A 22,088-nucleotide genomic window follows, 5' to 3' on the forward strand; every position below is an offset into this window, starting at 1 on the left:
CGGTTTTCCGGATAGAATCAGATATCAAATTACTTTTTCCCGGCTGAAATCGTTCATTTCTTTACAAAATGACCTTAAGCAAAATTGCCACCACAAAATACACCAGATACGCCCCATAAACCATGTGGTCCCTCTTCGCGTACTTAAGTGGCTTCATCTTTGTTCTGCCCTCGCCGCCGCGGTAGCATCTCGCCTCCATGGCCATCGCGAGGTCCGTGGCACGGCGGAATGCGGATACGAAAAGCGGTACAAGAAGCGGTACCATGGATTTCGCCTTCTGGATCAGATTCCCGCTCTCGAAGTCGGCACCTCTCGCCATCTGCGCTTTCATGATCTTATCCGTTTCCTCAATTAAGATCGGGATAAACCGGAGCGCGATAGACATCATCATGGACACCTCATGGACCGGAACACCGACCTTCTTTAAAAATCCAAGGCTCTTTTCCAGACCGTCTGTCAGCTGGTTCGGCGTCGTTGTGAGTGTCAGGATCGTGGATCCCATAACGAGATAAACAAGACGGATCGCCATGAATGCCGCAAACCGGAGACCTTCCCAGGTCATCTGCAGGAAACCGATCTTAAAGATCGGGGTACCCGGCGTCAGGAACAGGTTAAAGCTGACGCTGAGGAGAAGCAGGAACATGATGGATTTTAAGCCGCGCACCATGAATTTTACCGGGACATTGGAGAGCTTGATGGCAGTGATCAGAAAGATCGTCGCCGCAAGGTATGCCCAAAGGTTGTCCGCGATAAATAAGGTTACGATGTATACAAGAGTTCCAAATAATTTTGTTCTCGGATCCAGCCTGTGAAGCAGGGAATCAACCGGGTAGTACTGTCCAAGTGTGATATCTCTTAACATGTCTTTTCCTCCCCGGCTGTCTTTTCTGTGATGTCCGCATTCCCAGAGGCTGTTCCGGCGGCGTTCCCATGACCTGCGTTCTCGGAATCGGCTCCAGCTGTGCTTACCTGAGCTGCATTTCCGGAACTTTTTCCATTCTTTTCGTGCCAGATCTTAAGAATCGCATTCTTCGCCTCTTCCACCGTCGTGATATCCGGATCCAGCGGGATCCCCTTGTCGATCAGCTTGTGCACCACATAGGTGATCTGCGGAGCCGCAAGGCCAATGGCTTCCAGCTCTTTATAGTGGCGAAATACTTCCTTCGGGGTTCCGTCGAAGACCTTCTCGCCGTGGTTCATGACTACAAGACGTGACACATATCGCGCCACATCCTCCATGCTGTGGGAGACGAGAATGATCGTCAGCCCCTGCTCGTTATGGAGCTTTTGTACGAGTCCTAAAATGTCATCGCGGCCTTTCGGGTCGAGGCCGGCTGTCGGCTCATCTAAGATCAGGACCTCCGGCTTCATTGCGAGAACACCCGCGATAGCCACTCGACGCTTCTGTCCGCCGGAGAGGTCGAAGGGGGACTGCTTATAAAAGCTCTCATCGAGTCCCACCATGTCAAGCGCCTCTTTCGCGCGCTTCTCGATCTCCTCCTTCGGGAGTCCCAGATTCTTCGGTCCAAAGCAGACATCTGAGAATACATCCACCTCAAACAGCTGATGCTCCGGATACTGGAAAACAAGCCCCACATGGCTGCGGAGCTCTTTCATGGAATATCCCTCTTTATAAATACTCTCTCCGTTATAAAGGATATCTCCGCTCGTTGCCTTTAAAAGTCCGTTTAAATGCTGGGTCAGGGTTGATTTTCCGGATCCGGTATGACCGATGAGGCCGATAAACTCGCCATCATGGATCGTAAGATTTACATCCTTTAAGGCATACTGCTCAAAGATCGTTCCCTGCCCGTATATATGATTCAAGTGTTTAATTTCGATTGCCATATTTCCACCATTTCTCCACTATTTTAAGAGCGGAACAAGTTCGTCCACAAGCTCGTCGATGGAAAGAATTCCATAAGGAAGATCCATTCCGGCTTCCTTTAATTCATCTGCCAGTTCCGTTACCTGCGGCACATCGAGGCTGTATTTTTTCAGTTCCTTGACTCTGGAAAAGACCTCTCTCGGGGTTCCGTCCATCACGACATGTCCACCGTCGATAACGACTACGCGGTCCGCGTCGATGACCTCTTCCATATAGTGGGTGATCAGAACTACCGTGATCCCTTCCTGACGGTTCAGTTCATGAACCGTTTTAATGACCTCGCGGCGTCCGTTCGGGTCTAACATTGCTGTCGGCTCGTCCAGAACGATACACCGGGGCTTCATCGCCATAACGCCTGCGATGGCCACGCGCTGTTTCTGTCCGCCGGAAAGCTTATTCGGAGACTGAAGTCTGTACGCTGTCATACCCACCGCCTCAAGGCTCTTGTCGACCCGCGCCCAGATTTCCTCCGTCGGAACTCCCATGTTCTCCGGTCCGAATCCGACATCCTCTTCCACCACGTTTCCGATGATCTGGTTGTCCGGGTTCTGGAATACCATTCCCGCCGTCTTTCGTACATCCCAGAGATGCTCCTCGTCGTCCGTCCTCATTTTAGAAATATAGACTGTTCCATCCGTTGGAAGCAGGATTCCGTTCATCAGCTTCGCGAATGTGGATTTTCCGGATCCGTTGTGTCCTAAAATCGCTACGAAATCGCCTTCCTTGATGTCCAGAGAGACGCCTTTTAACGCATGGCTGACCTCATCCTTGTCTTCCTCTTCATCGTGCCTGATATAGTCAAAGATCAGGTTCACTGCTTTAATGATTCCCATAGAAATCCTTTCTCGTTTTTCATAAACTTCAAGTGACTGCGGCGCCGCATACACCTTCAGGCTGCCGCGACAAATGTTTACACGTTTCTAAATTTTAGTTGATATCTCATAGTAAGTCAAGTGTTTTCGCATGGTTCCAGGAGCTTACCTTTTCAGATATGTGAAAACGGCATGACACAGGATTTCTCCCATGACATGCCGCCCATCATTCCTTTCTAACTTACCCAGAGCCCCGATGCATCCAACGTACATCCGTCGATCACAGTGGACGCTGCCATCGCTCCATTCGCGTTCAGGTAATACCACTGTCCCGGTGCTGTCTGACGCCAGCCGGTAGCCATCGCGCCGTCAGTATCCATGTAGTACCAGACACCGCCAACCTGCTTCCAGCCGGTCACCATCTTTCCGTCACTTTCGAGGTAATACCACTTATTATTGACCAGTCTCCAGCCTGTTACCATATATCCGTTTTCATCGAAATAATACCAGGTTCCGAGGATCCGGTACCACTGGGAGGTCACGATCTGGCCATTCTCGTCCACATACTTCTTTCCATCCGCGTAATTCTTCCAGCTGCCTTCTGTGTCGCCAAGGTCATCCAAATATCGGTCAGAAGAGGTAATATAATCACTGCTCTTGCGGTACTTCGCATCGTTCGTTGTCTTTCCCACCGCGCGGATCTCATAATAGTAGTTTCCCTCTCTTCCCATATACTCGGAGAGGTCCTTGCTGGTTCCCGTCGCATCGATGGTCCGGAGATAATAGTCATCCCGGTACAGGCGAATCTGATATCCCGTCGCATAATCGACTTTCTTCCAGACCGCTTTCATATGGTTCGAAGCGCTCCAGCCGGCTTCATCCGGGGACTCCAGCCATACCACCGGGTAGTAAGTGACTGTGACCTTCAGGTCATCATCCACTTTCACTGCCTTACTCAACGTCGCACCGGAGATCTGGCAGGACTTTGAACCGTAGCTGGAGGAGAACTCTCTTCCGCTGGAGGAAAGAATCAGCGTTGCCGTCACTTTCATTCCAGGATTCCATTTTTCTACATCCTTGTTCCACTCCACGGATGTGATCTCGATCCCGTAGCTGCTGCAGCTGATCTCCGGCTCCTCAATCACGCCGGGATCTTCATACTTGTCTTTAAAGGTGATCCTTATAGAATTCACCGTCGGCGCAGCCAGTGCAGGAAGAACCATCCATATCGTCATCACGATCAGAATTCCTGCTGCCGCAAGCCATTTTCCAAAAGTTTTCTGTCTCATAAGGTGCTCCTTTCCTGTATTTTCAGTCTGCTGGAAAATATTCCGACGATTTTCACCGCATAACTGCATGCCCCGCAGGTTCAGATCTTTACTGCGGTTTTCTCCAGATACCATCCTGATCTAAATAGAAGGTATCGATCACTTCATTGACCGCCTTATGTCCATCCGGATACAGGTAGTAGATCTGTCCGTCGATGTTCTGCCATCCTGTGAGCATTCCGCCGTCGCCGCCGAGATAATAAGCCTTATCACCCAGCGTGATCCAGCCGGTCACCATAGCTCCGCTCTCGGAGAGATAATACCAGGTATTGTTGTAGAGAAGCCAGCCCGTCTGCATCTTTCCGTCACCGTTCATGTAGTAATAAACGCCGTTCTTCATCTGCCAGCCGGTGAGCATCATTCCGTTTGCGTCAAATAAGTACCAGATATTTCCGATAAATCCCCAGCCGTTCTTTAAATAAGTTCCGTCCGGGTAACGATAATACCAGCGGTTTCCGTCGAGGATCCAGCCGACCGCATTCCCATTTGACGGGGCCTGCTGGGAATTTCCGGAATTATTTGTGCTGCTGTTGTTGCCGCTTGACGGCTTTTTCTTTGCCGCTCTCGCCGCGTCATCCTCATCGATATAGACCTCATCGGATATGGTCCAGTCGCTCTTTGACGCGTACTTGGATACCTCATCGTTTGACGGGAGCGCGCGCACCTTAAAGGTGTAGGTTCCCTTGGAGCTCATATACGGAAAGAGATCACAGCTGCTGGTGTGGATCTCGCCGCTCTTGTAGACGTTCTTGCTGCCGCGGTAGAGGTACACCTCGTAGGACGCGTCCTCAACGGCCTCCCACTTCGCGAGTCCGAGATCGGAGCTTCCGGACTTTGTGGTCTGCCAGTATGCCTCGCCCGGCGCGTCAAGATCGCCCTTTGCCGGTTTTGTCTTTACGGTAACCACCAGACGGTCGGAAGATGTTCTCGAAGCGCTGACAAAAGTTCCGTTCTTTACCTTTACCTTTGAGGAAGTGTAGGAGCTGCTGCTGAACCTATAGTTATTTAAAGTCTTTAAAGTAACTTTCATGGTGTAGGTTCCGCCGATCTTCACGTCGTTCTTTGTGGAAGACCACTTTGCGGATACGATATCATATTTATCGTTGTTCGGGATTGATACCTCGCAGTTATCAGAATTGTATCCCACATCGAGATCCGGCAGGGATTCCCCCACCGTCGGTGTCACATCCAGTGTGATGCTGACACTGTTCACATAACTGGTCGCCGCAAACGCTGTCTGCGCCCCGGATACCGCAAACACGACCGCCATGACCCATGCGGCCATCCATGTACTTATTTTTTTCCATTTTCTTTCTGCCATAGGATTGCCTCCCCTCAAGTATCTTTCTTTAACTATATTATAAGGTTGGACAATATCTCCCGTCAACTTACGATATTCTGTCTTTTATCGGCAAATCCGTGGCAAATCAAGACTTTAATCCGTTCTCAGAGCATCAATCGGGTTCAGCTTCGCCGCCCGGCTCGCCGGCATGTAACCAAAGATCAGTCCGATGGCAACAGAAACGCTAAACGAGATCACAACTGCCGTCATGGTCGGCGGCGCGTCGATTCCCATGAGGGCACCGATTCCCGTACTTGCTAAGGCTCCGATCATGATTCCGATGATTCCGCCGATGGAGCTTGTGACCAGCGCCTCGATGACGAACTGCAACATGATCACGCTCTTCTTTGCGCCGAGGGCCTTCCTGATGCCGATCTCCCTGGTTCTCTCTGTCACGGACACCAGCATGATGTTCATGACACCGACGCCTGCAACTAACAAGGAGATACCCGCGATACCGCCCAGCATCATGCTCATCATGGCAATCTGCTCATTTAAGGAATCAAGAAGGGAGCTCATTGCTGTCACCGTGTAGAGGTTTTCGCTCTTCATCTTTTCATAGAGAAAATTTTTAAGTTCTGTCGTGCATGTTTCCGTGTCGTTGATGTCCCGCGATGTGAAGATATAGTTGTTGATCACAGCATTTCTCGCCATCTTCACAGCTCTGGAATACGGGATCCACACAAAGTCATCCATACATCCGTCATTAAACTCAGAGCTGCTCTCCGTCTGCCGTTCCACAACGCCTACGATGGTGTAGCTGTCACCGTTTAACTTGACCGTCTCGCCCACGGCGTTCCGGGAGCCGCCGTAGAGTTCCTCCGCCACATAAGCGCCGATGACCGCGACTTTTCGTCTCGCCTCCATGTCGGAGTACTGGAGATTTCTGCCATGCTCGATCTCGTAGTCCTTGATTGCAAGATAATCCTCACTGTAGCCGCCGACACTGGTGGAATCCATGGTGTCAGAGTCATGTTTTACCGTGACGCTGACGGACACGTTCGGGGACATGTTCTCGTAGAGGTCTGAATGTTTCTCGTAGAACTCATAAAATTCGTTCACATCAATACTTCTGGATGCCACCGCCTTGTACTGGACCGTGATCTGATTGACACCCATAGAAGAAAAGCTCTCCACCATGTAGGACATATAGCCGTTGACGATACTGACCAGAATGATCACCGACGCGACACCAATGATGATTCCAAGCATCGTGAGAAAGGATCTCATTTTGTTGCCCCAGATACTTTTTAACGCCATTTTAAATGATTGCAGCATACTTTTTCACATCCCCGTCGAAATTGATCTTTCCGTCATGGATCCGCACCACCCGCTTCGCCTCCAGGGCGATGGAGCTGTCGTGGGTGATCATGACGATCGTGTTTCCTTCTTCATTGAGTTTCTTTAAAAAATCAAGCACTTCCCGGCCTGTCCTGGAGTCCAGGGCACCCGTGGGCTCATCCGCCAGGATTAAGGACGGATCTCCTGCGAGAGCCCGCGCGATGGAGACTCGCTGCTGCTGGCCGCCGGAGAGCTGGTTCGGAAGATTCTTCCATTTTTCTTCAAGTCCGACCCTTTTCAGGGAATTCATAGCCCGCTCCCGACGTCCCTTTTTGTCATAACCGGCGTAGAGAAGCGGCAGTTCCACGTTTTCTAAGAGATTTAACTTTGGAAGCAGGTTGTACTGTTGGAAGATAAAGCCGATCATGCGGTTTCTGATCTCCGCCAGCTCGTTGTCGGACATATCCGCCACGTCCTCGCCGCCGAGGAAATATTCGCCCTCCGTCGGGACATCCAGGGCGCCGATGATGTTCATCAGGGTTGATTTTCCGCTTCCAGATTTGCCGACGATGGCGACGAACTCGCCTTTGTTGATGGAAAGGCTGATGCCGTCGTTGGCATGGACTTCCTCGTCGCCCATGTAGTAGATCTTGTAGATATTGCGCAGCTCTATCAGAGGTTCCTGCTTTTCCAACTTCTCATGAACTTTTGAAACTGCCTCTTCCTGTTTCATCGGCTCGTCAGACATTTTTTTCTGCTCTGCGGTATCTATTTGTATTGAGAATTCAGTCTTTTCCATACAATTTATCTCCTATGCACTACTGAGATCTTCGTCCGCTGCCGTTGCCGCCGCCATTTCCGCCGTTTCCTCCAGGACCGCCCGGTACGCCTCCGCCCATATCACCGCCAGGACCGCCCATGCCGCCCATCTGCATCTGATCGGTCTGCGTCGAGCTTCCGGAATCGGAGGAAATGTAGACCTCGTCCCCCTCAGAGAGGCCGGAAAGGATCTCCACATAATCGTCGTTGATGATTCCAGTTGTCACCTGGACCGCCTCGAAGCCGTCCGGGACGTTGCTGCTGCCGGATTTTCCGGAGCCGGTGCTCTTCTTCACATACACTCTGTTTCCACGCATCAGCGCGCTGGCCGGAATCACCAGCGCATTCTCAGAACTGTCGAGAATGATCTTCGCATCCACGTTCATGCCAGGAAGAAGACTTCCCGTATCGTCCAGAGTCACTGTCACCGGATAGTTTGTGACACCGTTGGAGTAGCTGCTCTGCAGACTCACATTTGTGACGGTTCCTGTGAATGTCTCACCTTCCACCGCGTCTGCCGTAATCTCCACAGACTGGCCGACCTTGACGCTTGAGACATCGAGTTCATCCACGGACATCTCCAGTGTCATGGTGGACAAGTCATAGATCACCGCCATGGTGGTCGTTCCGCTGGAGCTCTTGGAGATCTTATCCCCAACCTTCGCGTTTTTCGTGATCACTGTCCCCGAGATCGGCGCTGTGATCGTGTAGTCATCCACACTGTCCTGGGTGTTGCTCAGTTTGTTCTCCGCGTTTTCCAGATTGTCATCTGCGCTCTCCACTGCATCCTTGAATTCCTTTAAATACTCTTCCGCCGTCTTCGCGGTCACCTGGAACAGCTCGGAGTTTTTCTCCACATAAGAACCTTCATGAATCAGAAGGTTCTCGATCTCAAGGCTCTTGTTTCCGGAGATTTCCACGCTCAGGGTCGTCTCCGTCTTCGCGGCGAATGTTCCCTCGGCGCTGCAGACAAATCCATCGACTTTTACGGATGCCGCCGTATCTGTCGTAAGTCCGCCAGGATTGGATACCTCAACGGTCACGTTCTTCACGAGGCGTCCGCCGGAAAGTGTTTCCTCCATGCTGCTGACAACCGTGACGGTTCCGGAGATCTGCTCGCCGGTGTCCTCCAATATCACTGCCGCCTCATCACCCACGTTGATCTCCGCCGCCTCGCCTGAGAGGAACGGGACTGTGATCTTCATAACAGAGTCATCATAGAGATCCGCGATCTTCGTTCCATTATTTACCTTATCGCCCTCTTTGATATAGAGAGTCTTGACATATCCGGACGCTGTGGAGCGGTATGTATTTCCGGCGATCCGCGCTGTCTCCTCGGCGTAATCGGACTGTGCCGTCTGGGCACTTTCCTTCGCGCGCTGGAGACTTGTCTCTGCGGAGCTCAGGTCAGAGTCCATGGAGGATGCGTCGATCCGGTAGAGGACCTGACCTTTTTCTACAACATCGCCTTCCTCAAAGTTCGCCTCGATGACCTCTCCTTCCACCAGGGATGTCACCTCGTAGGTGTCCTTCGGAGACAGGGCGCTGGACGCCGTGAGCTCTGAACTGATGTCCGTCCGCTTCACTGTCGCCGTTGACACAGACTGGTCACCCTGACGTTTCTGGCTCGTGGTCTTTTTCTTATAGAGGAAAAATCCGCCAAGCAGCACTGCCAGAACCACTATAAGCACGATCACGATCCTCCCGCTTTTTCCTTTCCGTTTTTTCCGTTTCTTACCTACGGCCACCTTTTCGTTCTCCATACTCATTCCTTTCCTGTCTATTGAAATCTTCCGCTTCTCTTAACTATGTTCCAGATCTGAATTTCCTTGCCTTAATTTTCTCTACCCGCATTCCTTCTGCGGTATTTCTATTTCATGTATTATATGTATATTCGTAACTAATCAATAATCTCCGACAACATCTACAACCGTATAAGTCGCATTTTCGTCGCTTCCGCTCTTCTCCCACACGATGGCAACCTTGTCATCCACCTCAAACTCTCCGTAAACGGAGAACAGGTACTGGAGCTCCGATCCGCTGATCTGGAACTCATCGCCCTCACCGCCGTTGTCCTGGTAATCAGTGTTTAAGACCACCTTCACCGGTGTGAACGGGTCGCTGGAATCGTAGTAGATCGCCTTGATCCGGCCCTCCGTGGCGCCTTTGTTCTCACCGCCGTTGGAATAGGCGAAGATCATCTTTGTCTCCTCGTGGTAATAGATCACGGTGGCGTAATCGTTGATCTCGCTCTCATCGGACACCTCGCCGTTTAAAAACATGGTAGCGTCTTTCAGGGAAAACGGAACAAGACTCTTTAAGTTCCGGCTGTCATTGTCTAAGATCTTCGGTCCCTTTAAACTGTTATCCAGGATCGAGGATGTATTGATCTCGCCGTCGGAATTGTAGGTCAGGTCAAATATCTTACTGCCGTACTGGTTTCCTTCTTTTGTCTTCGCCTTCATCAGGTTATAGAACAGGTTGATGCAGTCTTCCCTCGTGAGGACCTCGTCAAGATCACGATAGATCCCAGAATCCAGGGACAGGGACTTGAACTTCGCAAGGCGGCTCTCCTGAAGACTTCCGGAGAAATCCTCGTTTGTGTATCCTAAGACTCCCAGGACTGCCTTGATGGCATCCCGCATCGTGATCCCCTCGTCCGGCTTAAAGTTTCCTCCGAGATAACCGGACATCCAGGAATTTGTCGCCGCGGTGCGAATCGCTGAGGAGTATTGGGATTTCGCGGAAACATCTGCGAACACGGACACGGTTCCCGTGGAGTTCGCTGTCTCACGGTAATTGGAGGCCTTTACGAGAAGCTCCGCAAACTCACCTCTCGATACGTTTGTCTGATAGTTGCTCGTACTCAAAATTCCAAGCAGTCTCACTGTCTTCTTTCTCATCTCAACTGTGGTGCTGGCCGCATAGGCGTTTACCGTCATCCCCGCGCCCACCGCGCAGACCGTCAGTACCGCCGCTATCATCTTTCCTCTTCTCATTCCCATTCTCCTTTCATCCACCTTGATCGCCAGATCAACATCTCCATGTATTTTTTTCTAATAGTCTCACAGACCCGGTTTCTGTACTTTTAAAGTACATACAGTCAGAACTCCTTGCATTTTTCTTACTGTTTATTTCAATTTCCGTAATAACTCTACCAGAAATTTGTGATTCATCTGTGTTTGACCTATGTTCAAACTGTGAAAGAAGGCACGCAAAACCGGGCATTTCTGCGTCAAAACTGTGGCGAACGGATTTGCTAGCAGCCGCCTGCCCGTCCCTGGCCGCTACAAGCCTACGCTTATATGCAAAGAAGACCCGGCGCAGATACCACTTTCGGTACCCACTCCAGGTCTTCTCCCTATTCTCACACCCCCGGCAGCCGCCCGATCACATCGATCCCGGCGAATACCAGAAGTCCGTTTTTTATGATAAAATTTAAGATCACGATCCCCGCCGCTGCGTAAGCGATCCGGTCATCCAACTCCGGTCGGAATCTCCTGTTTCCCGTGGCAAAATACAGGATCCAGGAAACCGCAGCCCACACAGCTACCGATGCCATATACGGCACCACCGGATGGTACAGAAAGCTTAGTACCGGATGCCCTGAAAGGAGTGCCCGGACGGCTCTCGTTCCCCCGCATCCCGGACAGTAAAGCCCGGTCATCATCTGAAACAGGCATGGCATCCGGAACCATGTCGGGATCATAATCTGGCTGCGATCTTCTGGCGCAGTCCACCGACCTTTGCTGCTGCCGCGTCGAACTCTTCCCCTGTCATCTCACCGGTCAGAACCGCGAACTCATCTTTTCCTTCCAGTGTCACAAATTTCACGTCACCGAAAGCTGCCGCAACGGCCTCTTTCTTTGCTCTCTCAGAACCCTCAAACCGTGCAAAGTACTTTCTGGAAAGCTCAGCCGCCGGATGTACCTCAAGCTTCTCGCTGCTCCAGCCGATCTTCTCCGGCTCATCGCCGAAGCGGACTGCGGAGATCATATCCCCGACAACGGCGCTGGCTGTCGGCAGTTTTCCTGCTCCGCTTCCATAGAACATGGACGCACCCAGCATATTTCCCACAACGAGGATTCCGTTGAACACATCTGTCACCGCATACAGCGGGTCTTTCGCATCCACGAGGACCGGCGCGACCTCCAGATAGATCTTTCCATCTTTATTCACGCTGGTTCCGAAGAGCTTGATCGCCGCACCCATATGTGCCGCGTAGCTGGAATCCATGGAAGTGATTTTTGTGATTCCCTGGGTCGGGATCTCCTCGTAGTTTACTTCTTTTCCTGTTGCGACCGCAGTCAGGATCGCGATCTTTCTGCAGGTGTCATATCCTTCAATATCTGCCTCTGGGTTGCGCTCCGCGTAGCCCAATTCCTGGGCGCGCTTTAACGCCTCCTCGAAGCTCCATCCCTCTTCATTCATCTTTGTGAGGATGTAGTTTGTCGTTCCGTTTAAGATACCGGAGATTTCTAAAATCTCCTCGCCGCCGAGACTCTCCACAAGCGGGCGGATGATCGGAATACCGCCGCCGACACTTGCCTCAAACAAGAAGCTGATGTTCTTTTCCGCGGCGATCCGGATCAGCTCTGTCCCATGGGCCGCAACCAGTGCCTTATTGGAAGTCACCACATGCTTTCCCGCGAGCAGGCAGCGCTTTACAAACTCGTAGGCCGGTTTTGTTCCGCCCATGGTCTCCACAACGATCCCGATCCCCGGGTCATTTACGATCTGTTCCACATCATGGATCACAAGCTTCTCCACAGGACTTCCCGGAAACTCCCTGAGATCCAGGATATATTTTACTTCGATCGGCTCTCCAGCCTTTTTCTCTACGCTTTTGCAGTTCTTGTAAAGAACCTCATACACGCCGGAACCGATGGTTCCGTATCCCATAATTGCCGCTTTCATCCGTCTATTTCTCCACTCCTAAAATTTTTACGTTCTGTACGCCCTTTAAGTGCTCGATCTCCTCAACCATACCGGCAACATTTCCCGTATCTGAGAGAACTTCCACGCTGAGCGTTACCGTCGCGGATCCGTTTACCGGGATCGTCTGGTGGATCGTAAGGATATTCGCGCGGTAATCCGCAACGATGTGGAGCAGGTCAGACAGAAGCCCCGGCTCGTCCATCATCTGGGTCACAAGTGTCACTGTCTTTCCTCTCGTGTTGTCGGAAAACGGAAGAATATCATCCTTATATTTATAGAAGGAACTGCGGCTTAAACCGACCTGTTCCGCCGCCTCCTGCACCGTCATGTTTTTGTCCGCCTCGAGGAGACGTTTCACCTCAACGACTTTCTGAAGGACTTCCGGCAGCGCTTTGTCACGAACCACATAATACTTGTTTTTTTTCTCCATATATCAGACCTCGCAAGCTAAAAATTTCTTTTTTATTACCGAAATCATACTTTTCGTCCATTGCTCTGGCACGTTACCATATGTGCGTCCCAGAAAAACATGTGTACGCAAGAATCTTAGCATATTTTGGATGCTTATGCAAGCAGATGTTTGTGTGTTTGCCCCTGCCGCTTGACATTTCTCCTTTGCAGGACTTACACTTAATTCATATTAAACCTAAGGAGGTTTCCATATGTCATCCATGACCATCGCCCAGCTTCAGACCCACGTATTTTCCGATAAAATGCAGAACATCGAGGCTCTGCGCCCTCTGATCCAGAAAGCAAAAAATTCCGGCGCAGATCTCGTCTGCCTTCCGGAAATGTTCAACTGCCCCTATGAAACACCGAATTTCCCTGTTTATGCAGAAAAAGCAGGCGGACCGGTCTGGCAGGCGCTCTCTGACCTTGCAAAGGAATTCGGGATCTACTTTTCCGCCGGATCCGTCCCGGAATGTGACCAGGACGGACATGTTTTCAATACCGCCTATGTCTTTGACCGAAGCGGAAAGCAGATTGCCCGCCACAGAAAAGTCCACCTCTTCGACATTGATGTAAAAGGCGGACAGTATTTTAAAGAATCTGATACTCTGACTCCCGGAGACTCCGCTACCGTATTCGACACGGAATTTGGAAAAATCGGTCTCTGCATCTGTTTCGATATACGCTTTCCGGAGATCTTCCGACGGATGGTGCTGGAAGGTGCTGATATCGTCCTTGTTCCGGCAGCCTTCAATATGACTACCGGACCGGCACACTGGGAGCTTACCTTCCGTGCCCGCGCTCTGGACAACCAGATTTTTGTCTTCGGAACTTCTCCGGCGAGAGATCTCTCCGCCTCCTATCAGGCCTTCGGTCACTCTATCGCTGTCTCCCCATGGGGCAGAGTCTTAAATCAGATGGATGAGCACGAGGGAATGCAGATCACTACCATTGATCTTGACGAGATCACGTCCGTCCGGGAGCAGCTTCCACTTCTGAAAACACGAATGGAGAATCTGTAAATCAGGTTCTCCATTCGTTTAAGTTTCCTTTTTATGCTTACAGATGCTCTTCCATCTCACTATTGCGATGAACACCGGTGATCGCGTACTCCGCCCACTCCGCAATATTTGTTGCATGGTCACCGATCCGCTCCAGATATTTGGCGATCATCAAGACATCAAGAATCTGTTCCTGAGTTGCCTCACCGTTTAAGATACCATCGGCAAGTTCTTTTTTGACCTCATTAAAAAGGTTATCGATCACATCATCGTATTCAATAACTTCTTTTGTCTTTTTGAGATCTCCGTTTGCAAAGCTCTCGATGCTCTCACGAACCATAGATGCAACGGCTTTTGCCATCTCGCCAAGTCTTGTGGCCTTTACCGGAGCGGAAAGATCGGTCGTCTTTACGATCTCAGCGATATCGCCTGCCTGATCACCGATCCGCTCCAGATCCGTGATCATTTTTAAGGTGGAGGAAATCGTTCTGAGATCACTTGCCACTGGCTGCTGCTCTAACAGGAGCTTCAAGCATTTGCTCTCGATGTCCCTCTCCTTTAAATCGACATTCGCGTCCGCTGCCAGAATCTTCGCTGCCTGTTCCCGATCCATGTTCATCAGTGCCTCGTACGCTCCGTCGATCATGCTCTCGCAAAGATTTCCCATCTCCGCGAGCATCTTATGCAGCTCTTCCAACTGTTTTAAAAATGCATCTCTCATAATCAGCCAAACCTCCCTGTGATGTAACTCTCTGTGCGCTCATCTCTCGGGTTCGCGAACAGATCGCCTGTATTATTGTACTCGACGACCTCACCTAACAGGAAGAACGCGGTCTTATCAGAAATACGCGCTGCCTGCTGCATGTTGTGGGTGACGATCACGATCGTGTACTTATCCTTTAACTCCATCGCCAGATCTTCAATTTTTGATGTGGAGATCGGATCCAGAGCAGAGGTCGGCTCATCCATCAGGATAACCTCCGGCTCTACTGCCAGAGTTCTTGCGATGCAGAGTCTCTGCTGCTGTCCGCCGGAGAGTCCCAGAGCACTTTTATTTAGGCGATCCTTCAGTTCATCCCAGATCGCCGCCTGCCGTAAGCTTCTCTCAACGATCTCATCGAGATCTGCTTTTTTTGTGATTCCGAAGATTCTCGGGCCGTAAGCCACATTGTCGTAGATGCTCTTCGGAAACGGATTCGGCTGCTGGAAGACCATGCCGACCTTGTGACGCAGTGTGATGGCATCCATATCTTTAAATATGTTCTTTCCGTCAAGTTCTACTTTTCCCTCGATCTTCACACCCTCCACAAGATCATTCATGCGGTTTAAGGTCTTTAAAAATGTGGACTTTCCGCATCCGGACGGTCCGATGAAAGCTGTGATCTTATGTTCATCGATCTGCATGTTGATATCCTTCAACGCGTGGAAGGCGCCGTAATGCAGATTCAGCTTTTCGATATCAAATTTCGGTTTTATCGCTGTCATATATTTTTCCTCTCTAAAACTGTCATATGCCGGTCTCATGTATTGTTTCGGCTGTACGGCGTCTCCTTATGCTTCCTCGCCGGAATTCTTCTTCTTTAAGTGATGGCTCCACACATTCGCACCGATGCTGAATGCCAGAACCAGGATCATAAGGACCGCGGAGGCGGTGTTCGCCAGTGCCTTATCCTGACCGTTTACCTGAAGGTTCCAGATCTGGATCGACAATGTCTCTGCCGGGCGGAACGGGTTGAACGGGCAGGTCGGGGCTGCCAGGTTCCAGTTGCCCCAGCGCAGGTCACTTCCGGACCCTGTGGTGTAGAGGAGCGCCGCCGCCTCACCGAATCCACGTCCTGCCGCCAGGATGACGCCTGTCATGATGCGTGGGAGACATGCCGGAAGAAGTACATGGAAGATGGACTGCCATTTTGTCGCTCCAAGACCTAAACTCGCCTGAAAATATCCCGCCGGGAGTCCCTTGATGGCATCCTCGGTGGTCGTCGTGATAAGCGGAAGTGTCAGGATCGATACGGAGAGGGCACCCGCCATCAGGCTCTTTCCCATTCCGAAGAATACGAGGAATACCAGATATCCGAACAGGCCCACAACGATGGACGGAAGGGAAGAAAGTGTCTCGATACACATTCTTAAAAACTTTGTCATCTTTCCCTGCTTTGCGTACATGGCCAGGTAGATCCCGGCGCAGACGCCGAGCGGTACGGATACAAGAAGTGAAATAAATACAAGGTAGATCGTGTTGAATAACTGATTTCCGATGCTGCCTTTTCTCGCGAACCGGAACATTTCCGGCGTTGCTCCCATGAGACCGCCGATGATGACTTTACCGGCAAACCCAATGAGCAGCGCGAAGAAGAAAACTGCGACCAGGTAAAAAACAACTGTCATAACGCGATCCACGTTTCGTGAACATCTGATCTTATTTTCCATTGTTTACTTTTCCCCCTTTGCCGCAGGCTGTTTTTCTTCTTTCTCCGGCTTTACCGCTGTCACATGATGGATCAGGAAGATGAAGAACAGGGAGATTGCAAATAACAACAGTGCCATGGTCCAGAGGGCGGATTTCATCTCGCCGCCCTCCATGGCGTTGCCCATCTGGGCCGCGATCTCGGTGGTCAGAGTCTTTGTCGTTGAAAAAATGCTTGTGGGAAGCGCTGTTGTCTGACCGATGACCATGGCAACCGCCAGGGCCTCACCGAAGGCTCTCGCGAGACCTAAGATCACACCGGAAATGATTCCAGGCGCTGCCGCCGGAACTACGATCCGGTATATGGTCTGCCAGCGGGTAGAGCCGAGTCCGTACGCCGCCATTCTGCATTCCTTCGGTACGGAGTGAAGGGCATCCGCCGCAACACTTGTGATCGTCGGGAAGATCATGACCGCTAAGACCAGACCTGCTGCCAAGATGGAATGTCCCACCTGACGGTCAAACAAGATCTTGATCGCCGGTACAAGCACCGTAAGTCCCACCCAGCCATAGACAACAGACGGGATCCCGGCGAAGATCTCGACTACCGGGCGGTAGAATTTCTCGCCAAACTCCGGGGAGATCTCCGTGATGAAGATCGCTGATCCCAGGGAAAACGGAGTCGCGATGAGAAGCGCCAGGCCGCAGGTGCAGAGCGACCCAGCGATGAAGATCAGCGCACCGATGCTGCCGCCGCCTGCCATATTGTCCTCCGGTGCCCAGTCTGCAGATCCTAAGAATTCCAGGAAGGAATGTCTGTAAACCAGGAATGTGGATGATCCCTTGTATACAAGGAACGCGCCGATCACGATCGTCAGAAGAATTACGAACAGTCCACAGACGGTCATCAGATCCCGCCACAGATATTCTCTGACGAACATGCTTTTTTCTTTACCATTCTTCATAAGTCCTCCTGCTTCCTATATTCGAAGCAAATTCTATCATAAATCATATCGGGGCGGGCCAGATTCGTCTGCCCCGCCCTTGTTTCGCAGTTCTCTTGTCCATGTCCTCTTTTTCTTTCATACGGTCGGATCATGGCTCACTGCCCGGTCTTAAGTTTTGTCTTAATGCTCGGTATTTGTCATCTTGGAAGATACGCCGTATCCTAAGGATTCCATCTTTGCGCCGTACTCATCGGACATGATGTAGTCAAGGAATGCGCTTACAACTTCGTCCGGCTCACCCTTTGTGTACATATGCTCAAATGTCCATACCGGATATTTTCCAGCGTATGTATTTTCAAGTGTCGGCTCTGCGCCATCGATCGCTACGGTTGCAACTCCCGCATCACCTGTCAGATAAGAAAGTGCTACATATCCGATCGCACCCTTCGTATCTTTTACATTCTGAAGAAGAACACCGGAATCATCTGTTTCCATGGAAGTGTTGGAAGCTTCCTCGTTTCCGTCAAGCGCGTATTTCTGGAAGGTTGCTCTTGTACCGGAAGATGTCGGTCTCGTTACAAGGACAATGCTCTCATCCGGTCCGCCAACCTCTTTCCAGTTTGTTGTCTTTCCTGTGAATATGTCGATGAGCTGCTGTTTTGTAAGATCCTCAACGCCGCCTTCTTTTACATCGTTATTTACGATTGGAGCCATTGTGACTACGCATACCTGATGATCAACAAGCTCTTTTGCCTGTGCTTCGTCAAGCTTTGCGGATGCCTCAACATCGGAGTTACCAATATTTACGGTTCCCTCGGAAACCTGCTTTAAGCCCTCTCCGGATCCGCCTGCATCGATCGTGATGGAAACGTCCGGGTATTTCTCGATAAACATGTCTGCCGCATCATCAACCAGCGGTTTTAATGCGGAAGAACCTGCCGCTGTAATTGATCCTGTAAGATCTGCAGTTTTCTCTGCTGCTGTCGCTGCTTCTTTTGTTGTCTCTGCTGCTGCCGCTGTTGTCGCTGCTGCTGTTGTGGATGCTGTACTGCTGCTTCCGCATCCTGTCATCATGCTGACTGCTAAAACTCCTGCACCTGCAAGTGCCATTACTTTTCCTGTTTTCATAATTTCTTTCTCCTCCTCAAAAGGTCTTTGTTTTTGTTTTTCTTTCTCTGTACAGTAATATTTTTATCACGAAACAAAAAATGCAAAAACCATGATTCGGTAACTAGTTTGTATAATCTATGTAAATTGTAAATTCATAATTTCGTTTAAAAATATAGCCGGGTAAAACCAGTTCTCTCAAACAAGTGAAAACACGCTTCGCGAGTTTCCCCTTGTTATCGCGACAGTCGCCAAGGTCTCGCGCAAGCGCGGACTTTGGCTCGTTGTTCGCGTAAATACAGAAAAAAACGCACCGCCTGACCGCCCGGAATTTTCACTCCGGACTCATCAGACGATGCGTCTTTTCTCTTTATGATCCTGAACTTTTTACATTCTTCGGTCCGCCATAGCAGCTTCCCGCAGCCATTCGATCACCATGATCCTACAGGAGCGGCTTTCCGGCCCTCCTGCGCTCCTTATACTCCTGCTGCCGGACCTTCCGGTGCGACTGCACCACCTGGAACCGTCACGGAGCTCTGTGCTTCTGACTGGGATGCCGGACCGGCGCTCGTTGTCGCCTCCGGTACTGCCGCGGTGGAATGCTCATATCCCGGTCCGACCGGAACTTCCGCTGTTGTCTCCTGCGGATTTGATGGATGGAATGCCTCTGTGGAGGTCTCTGCTTCATCCGTCGGGCTCGCCGCATGACTCTCCGTCGGTTTCACATAGATATTTCCATGCTCATCCGTCTCATAAGCCGCGCTGCTGCTCTCATGACTTCCGGAAGAAGTCTCGATCGGCTTTCCATCTGGTCCCGTCTCAGTCTCCTTTGTGCTCTCCGATTCTTTTCTCGACTCATTGAGCATGGATTCCATCTGGGACTCTTCCTGACTCTCCTTCTTGCTCTCTTCCTCGGCAGAAAGTGTCGTAGACTCTGTCGCTCCCTTCGGGATATAGCCCTGATCAGTCGCTACATGGTCGATCTCCTTGCCTGCCTTGCTGAGTCCTGTAGCCGAGGCGATCTTGCTGCTGATCGTCTGAACAGTGCTCGACGGTGTGTAGTTCTCCTCCGCATAGAGGAAGTTATGGAGACTTGTCACGTTGCTGACAAGCGTCTGCGGGATAACGCAGGCCGCGTTGTTTTTTCCGATCTTGATCTTCTTCTCTCCGCGTGCTGCCGGGAATCCCATGCTGTCGCCGAGATGATACTTTGTGATATTCTTCACCATCGGAAGAAGATCATTGACATTGATGTTTGTTGCACACATTGCGGACATATTTCCCACAAGGCTGTTTAAGGTCGCGAAATCTGCTTTCTTTGCCTTCTCAAATGCCTTCTGGATGACAAGTCTCTGACGCTCGGTACGCGCGTAGTCACTGTCCATCAGACGGAGACGTCCGTAAGCAACGGCCTGGACACCGTCTAAGTGGTTCACACCGGCGCTCTTCAACTGAACAGATCCGATTCCGGTACCTTTTACAGTCTCTGTGATAAATGCGTTAATATAATAAAACTCAGATTTACTGATATCGATATCAACACCGCCAAGGATATTGATTGCAGTCGCGACTGCTTTCCAGTTGAATGCAACATAGTGTGTGATATTGAGATCCAGGTTTTTATTCAGTGCCTTGACCGCCTGTTCCGGACCGCCAAGAGCGTATGCCGCGTTGATCTTATTATATGTGTTTTTGTCACTCACATTCAGGTAAGTATCACGGAATACGGATGCCAGTTTGATCTCACCTGTCTCACGATTTAAGTTTGCGATCATGATAACGTCGGACTGGCTTCCCTTTCCGGTCGATCCGTCACGGGAATCCAGACCAAACACGGCGATGGTCCAGTATCCTTTTTCCATCTTATCCCTCATTTCCAGAGAGATATTCTCATTCAGAACATCTTTCAGATCGAACTCATTCTGTCCGTTCATTTTTCCGAAGTTGTGCTGGATATATGCGTAGACAGCTCCGGAGAACCCAAGCACCAGAACGATCAGTGCGATCAGAACACCGATGATGATCTTTTTCTTTTTGTTTCCGTTTTTGCGTCTCTTGTGGTTATGGGAACCTGCGCCATGGCTCTTCGCTGCTGCGCGCCCTGCCCGGCTTCCCGGATCCGCACTCATGGAATACAGATTTTCTGTCTCGTGGGAATGATGCTTTGCAGCTGTCTCCCTTTCGCTCTCACGCCGTCTGCTTTTTCTTGCGCGCGAACGGTCTAATTCGTCTTCATAATTCATGTCATTTGTCCTCGTATTAGTAAGCGTTTTTATTGATGAATCCCTTGAAAACTGTTAAGAACATGATCTTGAAATCAAGACCAAGCGTCCAGTTCTCGATATAGTAGAGATCGTGCTCGATCCGCTTAATGATCGAGGTATCTCCACGATAACCATTCACCTGTGCCCAACCGGTAAGACCGGGACGGACTTGATGTTTGATCATATATCGCGGGATTTCTTCCTTAAATTTTTCAACGAAAAACGGCCGTTCCGGTCTCGGTCCCACAAGACTCATATCCCCCATGAGAATATTGAAAAACTGTGGAACCTCATCGATGCTTGTACGGCGGATGATTTTTCCGATGAGAGTTACACGGGCATCTCCCTTTGTCGTCCAGCGGCTCTTTTCCTTACTTGGATCCTGGACCGTCATGGAACGGAACTTATACATCTTAAACGGGCGGTTGTGAAGTCCGACCCGTTCCTGACAGAAAATGATCGGTCCCGGAGATGTCAGTTTGATGAGCAGTGCCACGATCAGCATGATCGGGGAGAATAAAACGATCCCCACGATCGCACCCACGATATCCACAGCTCTCTTGATCGCTGCATTCACCGGATCATTTAGCGGAACACGGCGGATGTGGATCACCGGTAGTCCCTGGAGATCCTCCATATAGGGGATCGTCGGGATAATATTCCCATAATCCGGGATAAATTTCGTGTGTACGCCGGATTTTTCACAGAGCGCAACAATATGGCGGAGCTTTTCATATTCGCCAAGGCTCAGTGTAACGGCGATCTCATCGAGACTGTTCTGCTCTAAAATATAATCAAGGTCCTCGACACAACCGATGACCTTAACTCCCTTATACTCACTTCCGCGTTCCTTCGTATCATCAATGATCCCGCGGATCCTGTATCCCCATTCCGGATTCTTATTCACCCGGTCGATAAAACCTTCTGCCGCGGAGGAATATCCTACCAAAAGGATATGTTTCTGATTGTATCCTTTCGAGCGCATGGACCGGAGCACGATCCGGATCCCGTTCCGCTCGATCGTCATAAATGCCACGTTCAGAACGTAGAAATATACAACCAGCCTCTGGGAGAAGTTGTAGAGGTGCGGCTCTTTTCTTCCCAGGTACAGGACAAGACCGAAAATTAAAAATCCGATCGAGTTTGCCTTAAAGATCTTTCCGAATTCGTTTCTGCGCCCAAGCACACGCTTTGGGGTGTACAGTCCAAATAAGGAGTACAAAAGCAGATACGCCGGAATAATAACGAGCAGCGCGCCAAAATAAAATCCGACCTCAAGTGTCCGTTTTCCAAGCTGGTTCGCCCATCCGCTTCCGATCACGATAAACCATGCGAGCAGATAAGAGAACGCGGTCACGCAGGCATCAAGCACCACATGAAAACGGTTGAGGCTCTTTTGATTGTCTTTGATCATATGATTTCACCCTGTTTTCCAAGGAAAATGCTGCCGGTTTTATTGTTCCGCAGCATTGTAATGGTGACAGCCCGGTCAGAGCATAGTACC

At 50.5% G+C, this 22,088-nt stretch carries 20 protein-coding genes; 1 reads left to right on the forward strand and 19 read right to left on the reverse strand.

Going from position 1 to position 22,088, the window contains the following annotated elements; translation table 11 throughout:
- Nucleotides 1-61: 61 nt before the first annotated feature.
- The 12 genes from GPK90_RS02640 to GPK90_RS02695 form a co-directional block, all read right to left on the reverse strand.
- Nucleotides 62-862, reverse strand: coding sequence for an energy-coupling factor transporter transmembrane component T family protein (locus tag GPK90_RS02640; protein ID WP_117469271.1), 801 nt, complete (start codon nucleotides 860-862; stop codon nucleotides 62-64).
- The gene (locus tag GPK90_RS02645; RefSeq protein WP_215702072.1) at nucleotides 856-1,848 is read right to left on the reverse strand and encodes an energy-coupling factor transporter ATPase; all 993 of its coding nucleotides are present in this window, start codon (nucleotides 1,846-1,848) and stop codon (nucleotides 856-858) included. Before GPK90_RS02645 ends, GPK90_RS02640 begins: the two co-directional genes overlap by 7 nt.
- Before the next feature lie 18 nt (nucleotides 1,849-1,866).
- Nucleotides 1,867-2,721: an energy-coupling factor transporter ATPase gene (locus tag GPK90_RS02650; protein WP_215702073.1), complete on the reverse strand. Its 855-nt coding sequence runs from the start codon at nucleotides 2,719-2,721 to the stop codon at nucleotides 1,867-1,869.
- Between the two features lie 215 nt (nucleotides 2,722-2,936).
- Nucleotides 2,937-3,989 (reverse strand): N-acetylmuramoyl-L-alanine amidase family protein, encoded by a 1,053-nt coding sequence (locus tag GPK90_RS02655; protein ID WP_215702074.1) that lies wholly within the window; start codon nucleotides 3,987-3,989, stop codon nucleotides 2,937-2,939.
- 88 nt (nucleotides 3,990-4,077) lie between these two features.
- The gene (locus GPK90_RS02660; protein ID WP_215702075.1) at nucleotides 4,078-5,349 is read right to left on the reverse strand and encodes a PspC-like choline-binding domain-containing protein; all 1,272 of its coding nucleotides are present in this window, start codon (nucleotides 5,347-5,349) and stop codon (nucleotides 4,078-4,080) included.
- A gap of 114 nt (nucleotides 5,350-5,463) precedes the next feature.
- Entirely contained in the window at nucleotides 5,464-6,648 is a 1,185-nt protein-coding gene (locus GPK90_RS02665; protein ID WP_215702076.1) for an ABC transporter permease, read from the reverse strand.
- Nucleotides 6,632-7,384: an ABC transporter ATP-binding protein gene (locus GPK90_RS02670; protein WP_215702192.1), complete on the reverse strand. Its 753-nt coding sequence runs from the start codon at nucleotides 7,382-7,384 to the stop codon at nucleotides 6,632-6,634. Before GPK90_RS02670 ends, GPK90_RS02665 begins: the two co-directional genes overlap by 17 nt.
- Before the next feature lie 85 nt (nucleotides 7,385-7,469).
- Entirely contained in the window at nucleotides 7,470-9,233 is a 1,764-nt protein-coding gene (locus GPK90_RS02675) for an efflux RND transporter periplasmic adaptor subunit (RefSeq protein ID WP_215702077.1), read from the reverse strand.
- 141 nt (nucleotides 9,234-9,374) lie between these two features.
- Nucleotides 9,375-10,469, reverse strand: a complete 1,095-nt coding sequence (locus tag GPK90_RS02680) for an S-layer homology domain-containing protein (RefSeq protein WP_215702078.1) — start codon at nucleotides 10,467-10,469, stop codon at nucleotides 9,375-9,377.
- A gap of 368 nt (nucleotides 10,470-10,837) precedes the next feature.
- Nucleotides 10,838-11,179 (reverse strand): DUF2752 domain-containing protein, encoded by a 342-nt coding sequence (locus GPK90_RS02685; RefSeq protein ID WP_215702079.1) that lies wholly within the window; start codon nucleotides 11,177-11,179, stop codon nucleotides 10,838-10,840.
- Nucleotides 11,176-12,387: a homoserine dehydrogenase gene (locus tag GPK90_RS02690; RefSeq protein WP_215702080.1), complete on the reverse strand. Its 1,212-nt coding sequence runs from the start codon at nucleotides 12,385-12,387 to the stop codon at nucleotides 11,176-11,178. Before GPK90_RS02690 ends, GPK90_RS02685 begins: the two co-directional genes overlap by 4 nt.
- A 4-nt stretch (nucleotides 12,388-12,391) precedes the next feature.
- A complete protein-coding gene (locus GPK90_RS02695; RefSeq protein ID WP_021905563.1) occupies nucleotides 12,392-12,838 on the reverse strand; it encodes an ACT domain-containing protein in 447 nt (148 codons plus the stop codon).
- 232 nt (nucleotides 12,839-13,070) lie between these two features.
- Between GPK90_RS02695 and GPK90_RS02700 the strand changes: the two genes are divergently transcribed.
- Nucleotides 13,071-13,880, forward strand: coding sequence for a carbon-nitrogen hydrolase family protein (locus GPK90_RS02700; protein ID WP_215702081.1), 810 nt, complete (start codon nucleotides 13,071-13,073; stop codon nucleotides 13,878-13,880).
- A 37-nt stretch (nucleotides 13,881-13,917) separates the two neighbouring features.
- On the opposite strand, the gene phoU is transcribed toward GPK90_RS02700, so the two are convergent.
- From phoU to GPK90_RS02735, 7 genes are all read right to left on the reverse strand, one after another.
- On the reverse strand, nucleotides 13,918-14,580 hold the full coding sequence (phoU, locus tag GPK90_RS02705) for a phosphate signaling complex protein PhoU (RefSeq protein WP_118530003.1): 663 nt from the start codon (nucleotides 14,578-14,580) through the stop codon (nucleotides 13,918-13,920).
- A 2-nt stretch (nucleotides 14,581-14,582) separates the two neighbouring features.
- Nucleotides 14,583-15,344 (reverse strand): phosphate ABC transporter ATP-binding protein PstB, encoded by a 762-nt coding sequence (gene pstB / locus GPK90_RS02710; protein WP_275950555.1) that lies wholly within the window; start codon nucleotides 15,342-15,344, stop codon nucleotides 14,583-14,585.
- 66 nt (nucleotides 15,345-15,410) lie between these two features.
- Nucleotides 15,411-16,247, reverse strand: a complete 837-nt coding sequence (pstA, locus tag GPK90_RS02715) for a phosphate ABC transporter permease PstA (RefSeq protein ID WP_346011201.1) — start codon at nucleotides 16,245-16,247, stop codon at nucleotides 15,411-15,413.
- A 45-nt stretch (nucleotides 16,248-16,292) separates the two neighbouring features.
- The gene (gene pstC, locus GPK90_RS02720; RefSeq protein WP_215702084.1) at nucleotides 16,293-17,231 is read right to left on the reverse strand and encodes a phosphate ABC transporter permease subunit PstC; all 939 of its coding nucleotides are present in this window, start codon (nucleotides 17,229-17,231) and stop codon (nucleotides 16,293-16,295) included.
- A 162-nt stretch (nucleotides 17,232-17,393) separates the two neighbouring features.
- Nucleotides 17,394-18,341, reverse strand: coding sequence for a phosphate ABC transporter substrate-binding protein (locus GPK90_RS02725; RefSeq protein ID WP_215702085.1), 948 nt, complete (start codon nucleotides 18,339-18,341; stop codon nucleotides 17,394-17,396).
- A 455-nt stretch (nucleotides 18,342-18,796) separates the two neighbouring features.
- Nucleotides 18,797-20,563 (reverse strand): LCP family protein, encoded by a 1,767-nt coding sequence (locus GPK90_RS02730; protein WP_243022236.1) that lies wholly within the window; start codon nucleotides 20,561-20,563, stop codon nucleotides 18,797-18,799.
- 16 nt (nucleotides 20,564-20,579) lie between these two features.
- The gene (locus tag GPK90_RS02735) at nucleotides 20,580-21,998 is read right to left on the reverse strand and encodes an undecaprenyl-phosphate glucose phosphotransferase (protein WP_118513715.1); all 1,419 of its coding nucleotides are present in this window, start codon (nucleotides 21,996-21,998) and stop codon (nucleotides 20,580-20,582) included.
- Nucleotides 21,999-22,088 lie beyond the last annotated feature (90 nt).

Source organism: Clostridium sp. MCC344, from assembly GCF_018785365.1.
Taxonomy (GTDB): domain Bacteria; phylum Bacillota; class Clostridia; order Lachnospirales; family Lachnospiraceae; genus Pilosibacter.

Coding starts and splice junctions, on each gene's coding strand:
- GPK90_RS02640 (WP_117469271.1), bottom strand. CDS start 862: ATGTTAAGAGATATCACACTTGGACAGTACTACCCGGTTGATTCCCTG.
- GPK90_RS02645 (WP_215702072.1), bottom strand. CDS start 1,848: ATGGCAATCGAAATTAAACACTTGAATCATATATACGGGCAGGGAACG.
- GPK90_RS02650 (WP_215702073.1), bottom strand. CDS start 2,721: ATGGGAATCATTAAAGCAGTGAACCTGATCTTTGACTATATCAGGCAC.
- GPK90_RS02655 (WP_215702074.1), bottom strand. CDS start 3,989: ATGAGACAGAAAACTTTTGGAAAATGGCTTGCGGCAGCAGGAATTCTG.
- GPK90_RS02660 (WP_215702075.1), bottom strand. CDS start 5,349: ATGGCAGAAAGAAAATGGAAAAAAATAAGTACATGGATGGCCGCATGG.
- GPK90_RS02665 (WP_215702076.1), bottom strand. CDS start 6,648: ATGCTGCAATCATTTAAAATGGCGTTAAAAAGTATCTGGGGCAACAAA.
- GPK90_RS02670 (WP_215702192.1), bottom strand. CDS start 7,384: ATGAAACAGGAAGAGGCAGTTTCAAAAGTTCATGAGAAGTTGGAAAAG.
- GPK90_RS02675 (WP_215702077.1), bottom strand. CDS start 9,233: ATGGAGAACGAAAAGGTGGCCGTAGGTAAGAAACGGAAAAAACGGAAA.
- GPK90_RS02680 (WP_215702078.1), bottom strand. CDS start 10,469: ATGAGAAGAGGAAAGATGATAGCGGCGGTACTGACGGTCTGCGCGGTG.
- GPK90_RS02685 (WP_215702079.1), bottom strand. CDS start 11,179: ATGATCCCGACATGGTTCCGGATGCCATGCCTGTTTCAGATGATGACC.
- GPK90_RS02690 (WP_215702080.1), bottom strand. CDS start 12,387: ATGAAAGCGGCAATTATGGGATACGGAACCATCGGTTCCGGCGTGTAT.
- GPK90_RS02695 (WP_021905563.1), bottom strand. CDS start 12,838: ATGGAGAAAAAAAACAAGTATTATGTGGTTCGTGACAAAGCGCTGCCG.
- GPK90_RS02700 (WP_215702081.1), top strand. CDS start 13,071: ATGTCATCCATGACCATCGCCCAGCTTCAGACCCACGTATTTTCCGAT.
- phoU (WP_118530003.1), bottom strand. CDS start 14,580: ATGAGAGATGCATTTTTAAAACAGTTGGAAGAGCTGCATAAGATGCTC.
- pstB (WP_275950555.1), bottom strand. CDS start 15,344: ATGACAGCGATAAAACCGAAATTTGATATCGAAAAGCTGAATCTGCAT.
- pstA (WP_346011201.1), bottom strand. CDS start 16,247: ATGACAGTTGTTTTTTACCTGGTCGCAGTTTTCTTCTTCGCGCTGCTC.
- pstC (WP_215702084.1), bottom strand. CDS start 17,231: ATGAAGAATGGTAAAGAAAAAAGCATGTTCGTCAGAGAATATCTGTGG.
- GPK90_RS02725 (WP_215702085.1), bottom strand. CDS start 18,341: ATGAAAACAGGAAAAGTAATGGCACTTGCAGGTGCAGGAGTTTTAGCA.
- GPK90_RS02730 (WP_243022236.1), bottom strand. CDS start 20,563: ATGAATTATGAAGACGAATTAGACCGTTCGCGCGCAAGAAAAAGCAGA.
- GPK90_RS02735 (WP_118513715.1), bottom strand. CDS start 21,998: ATGATCAAAGACAATCAAAAGAGCCTCAACCGTTTTCATGTGGTGCTT.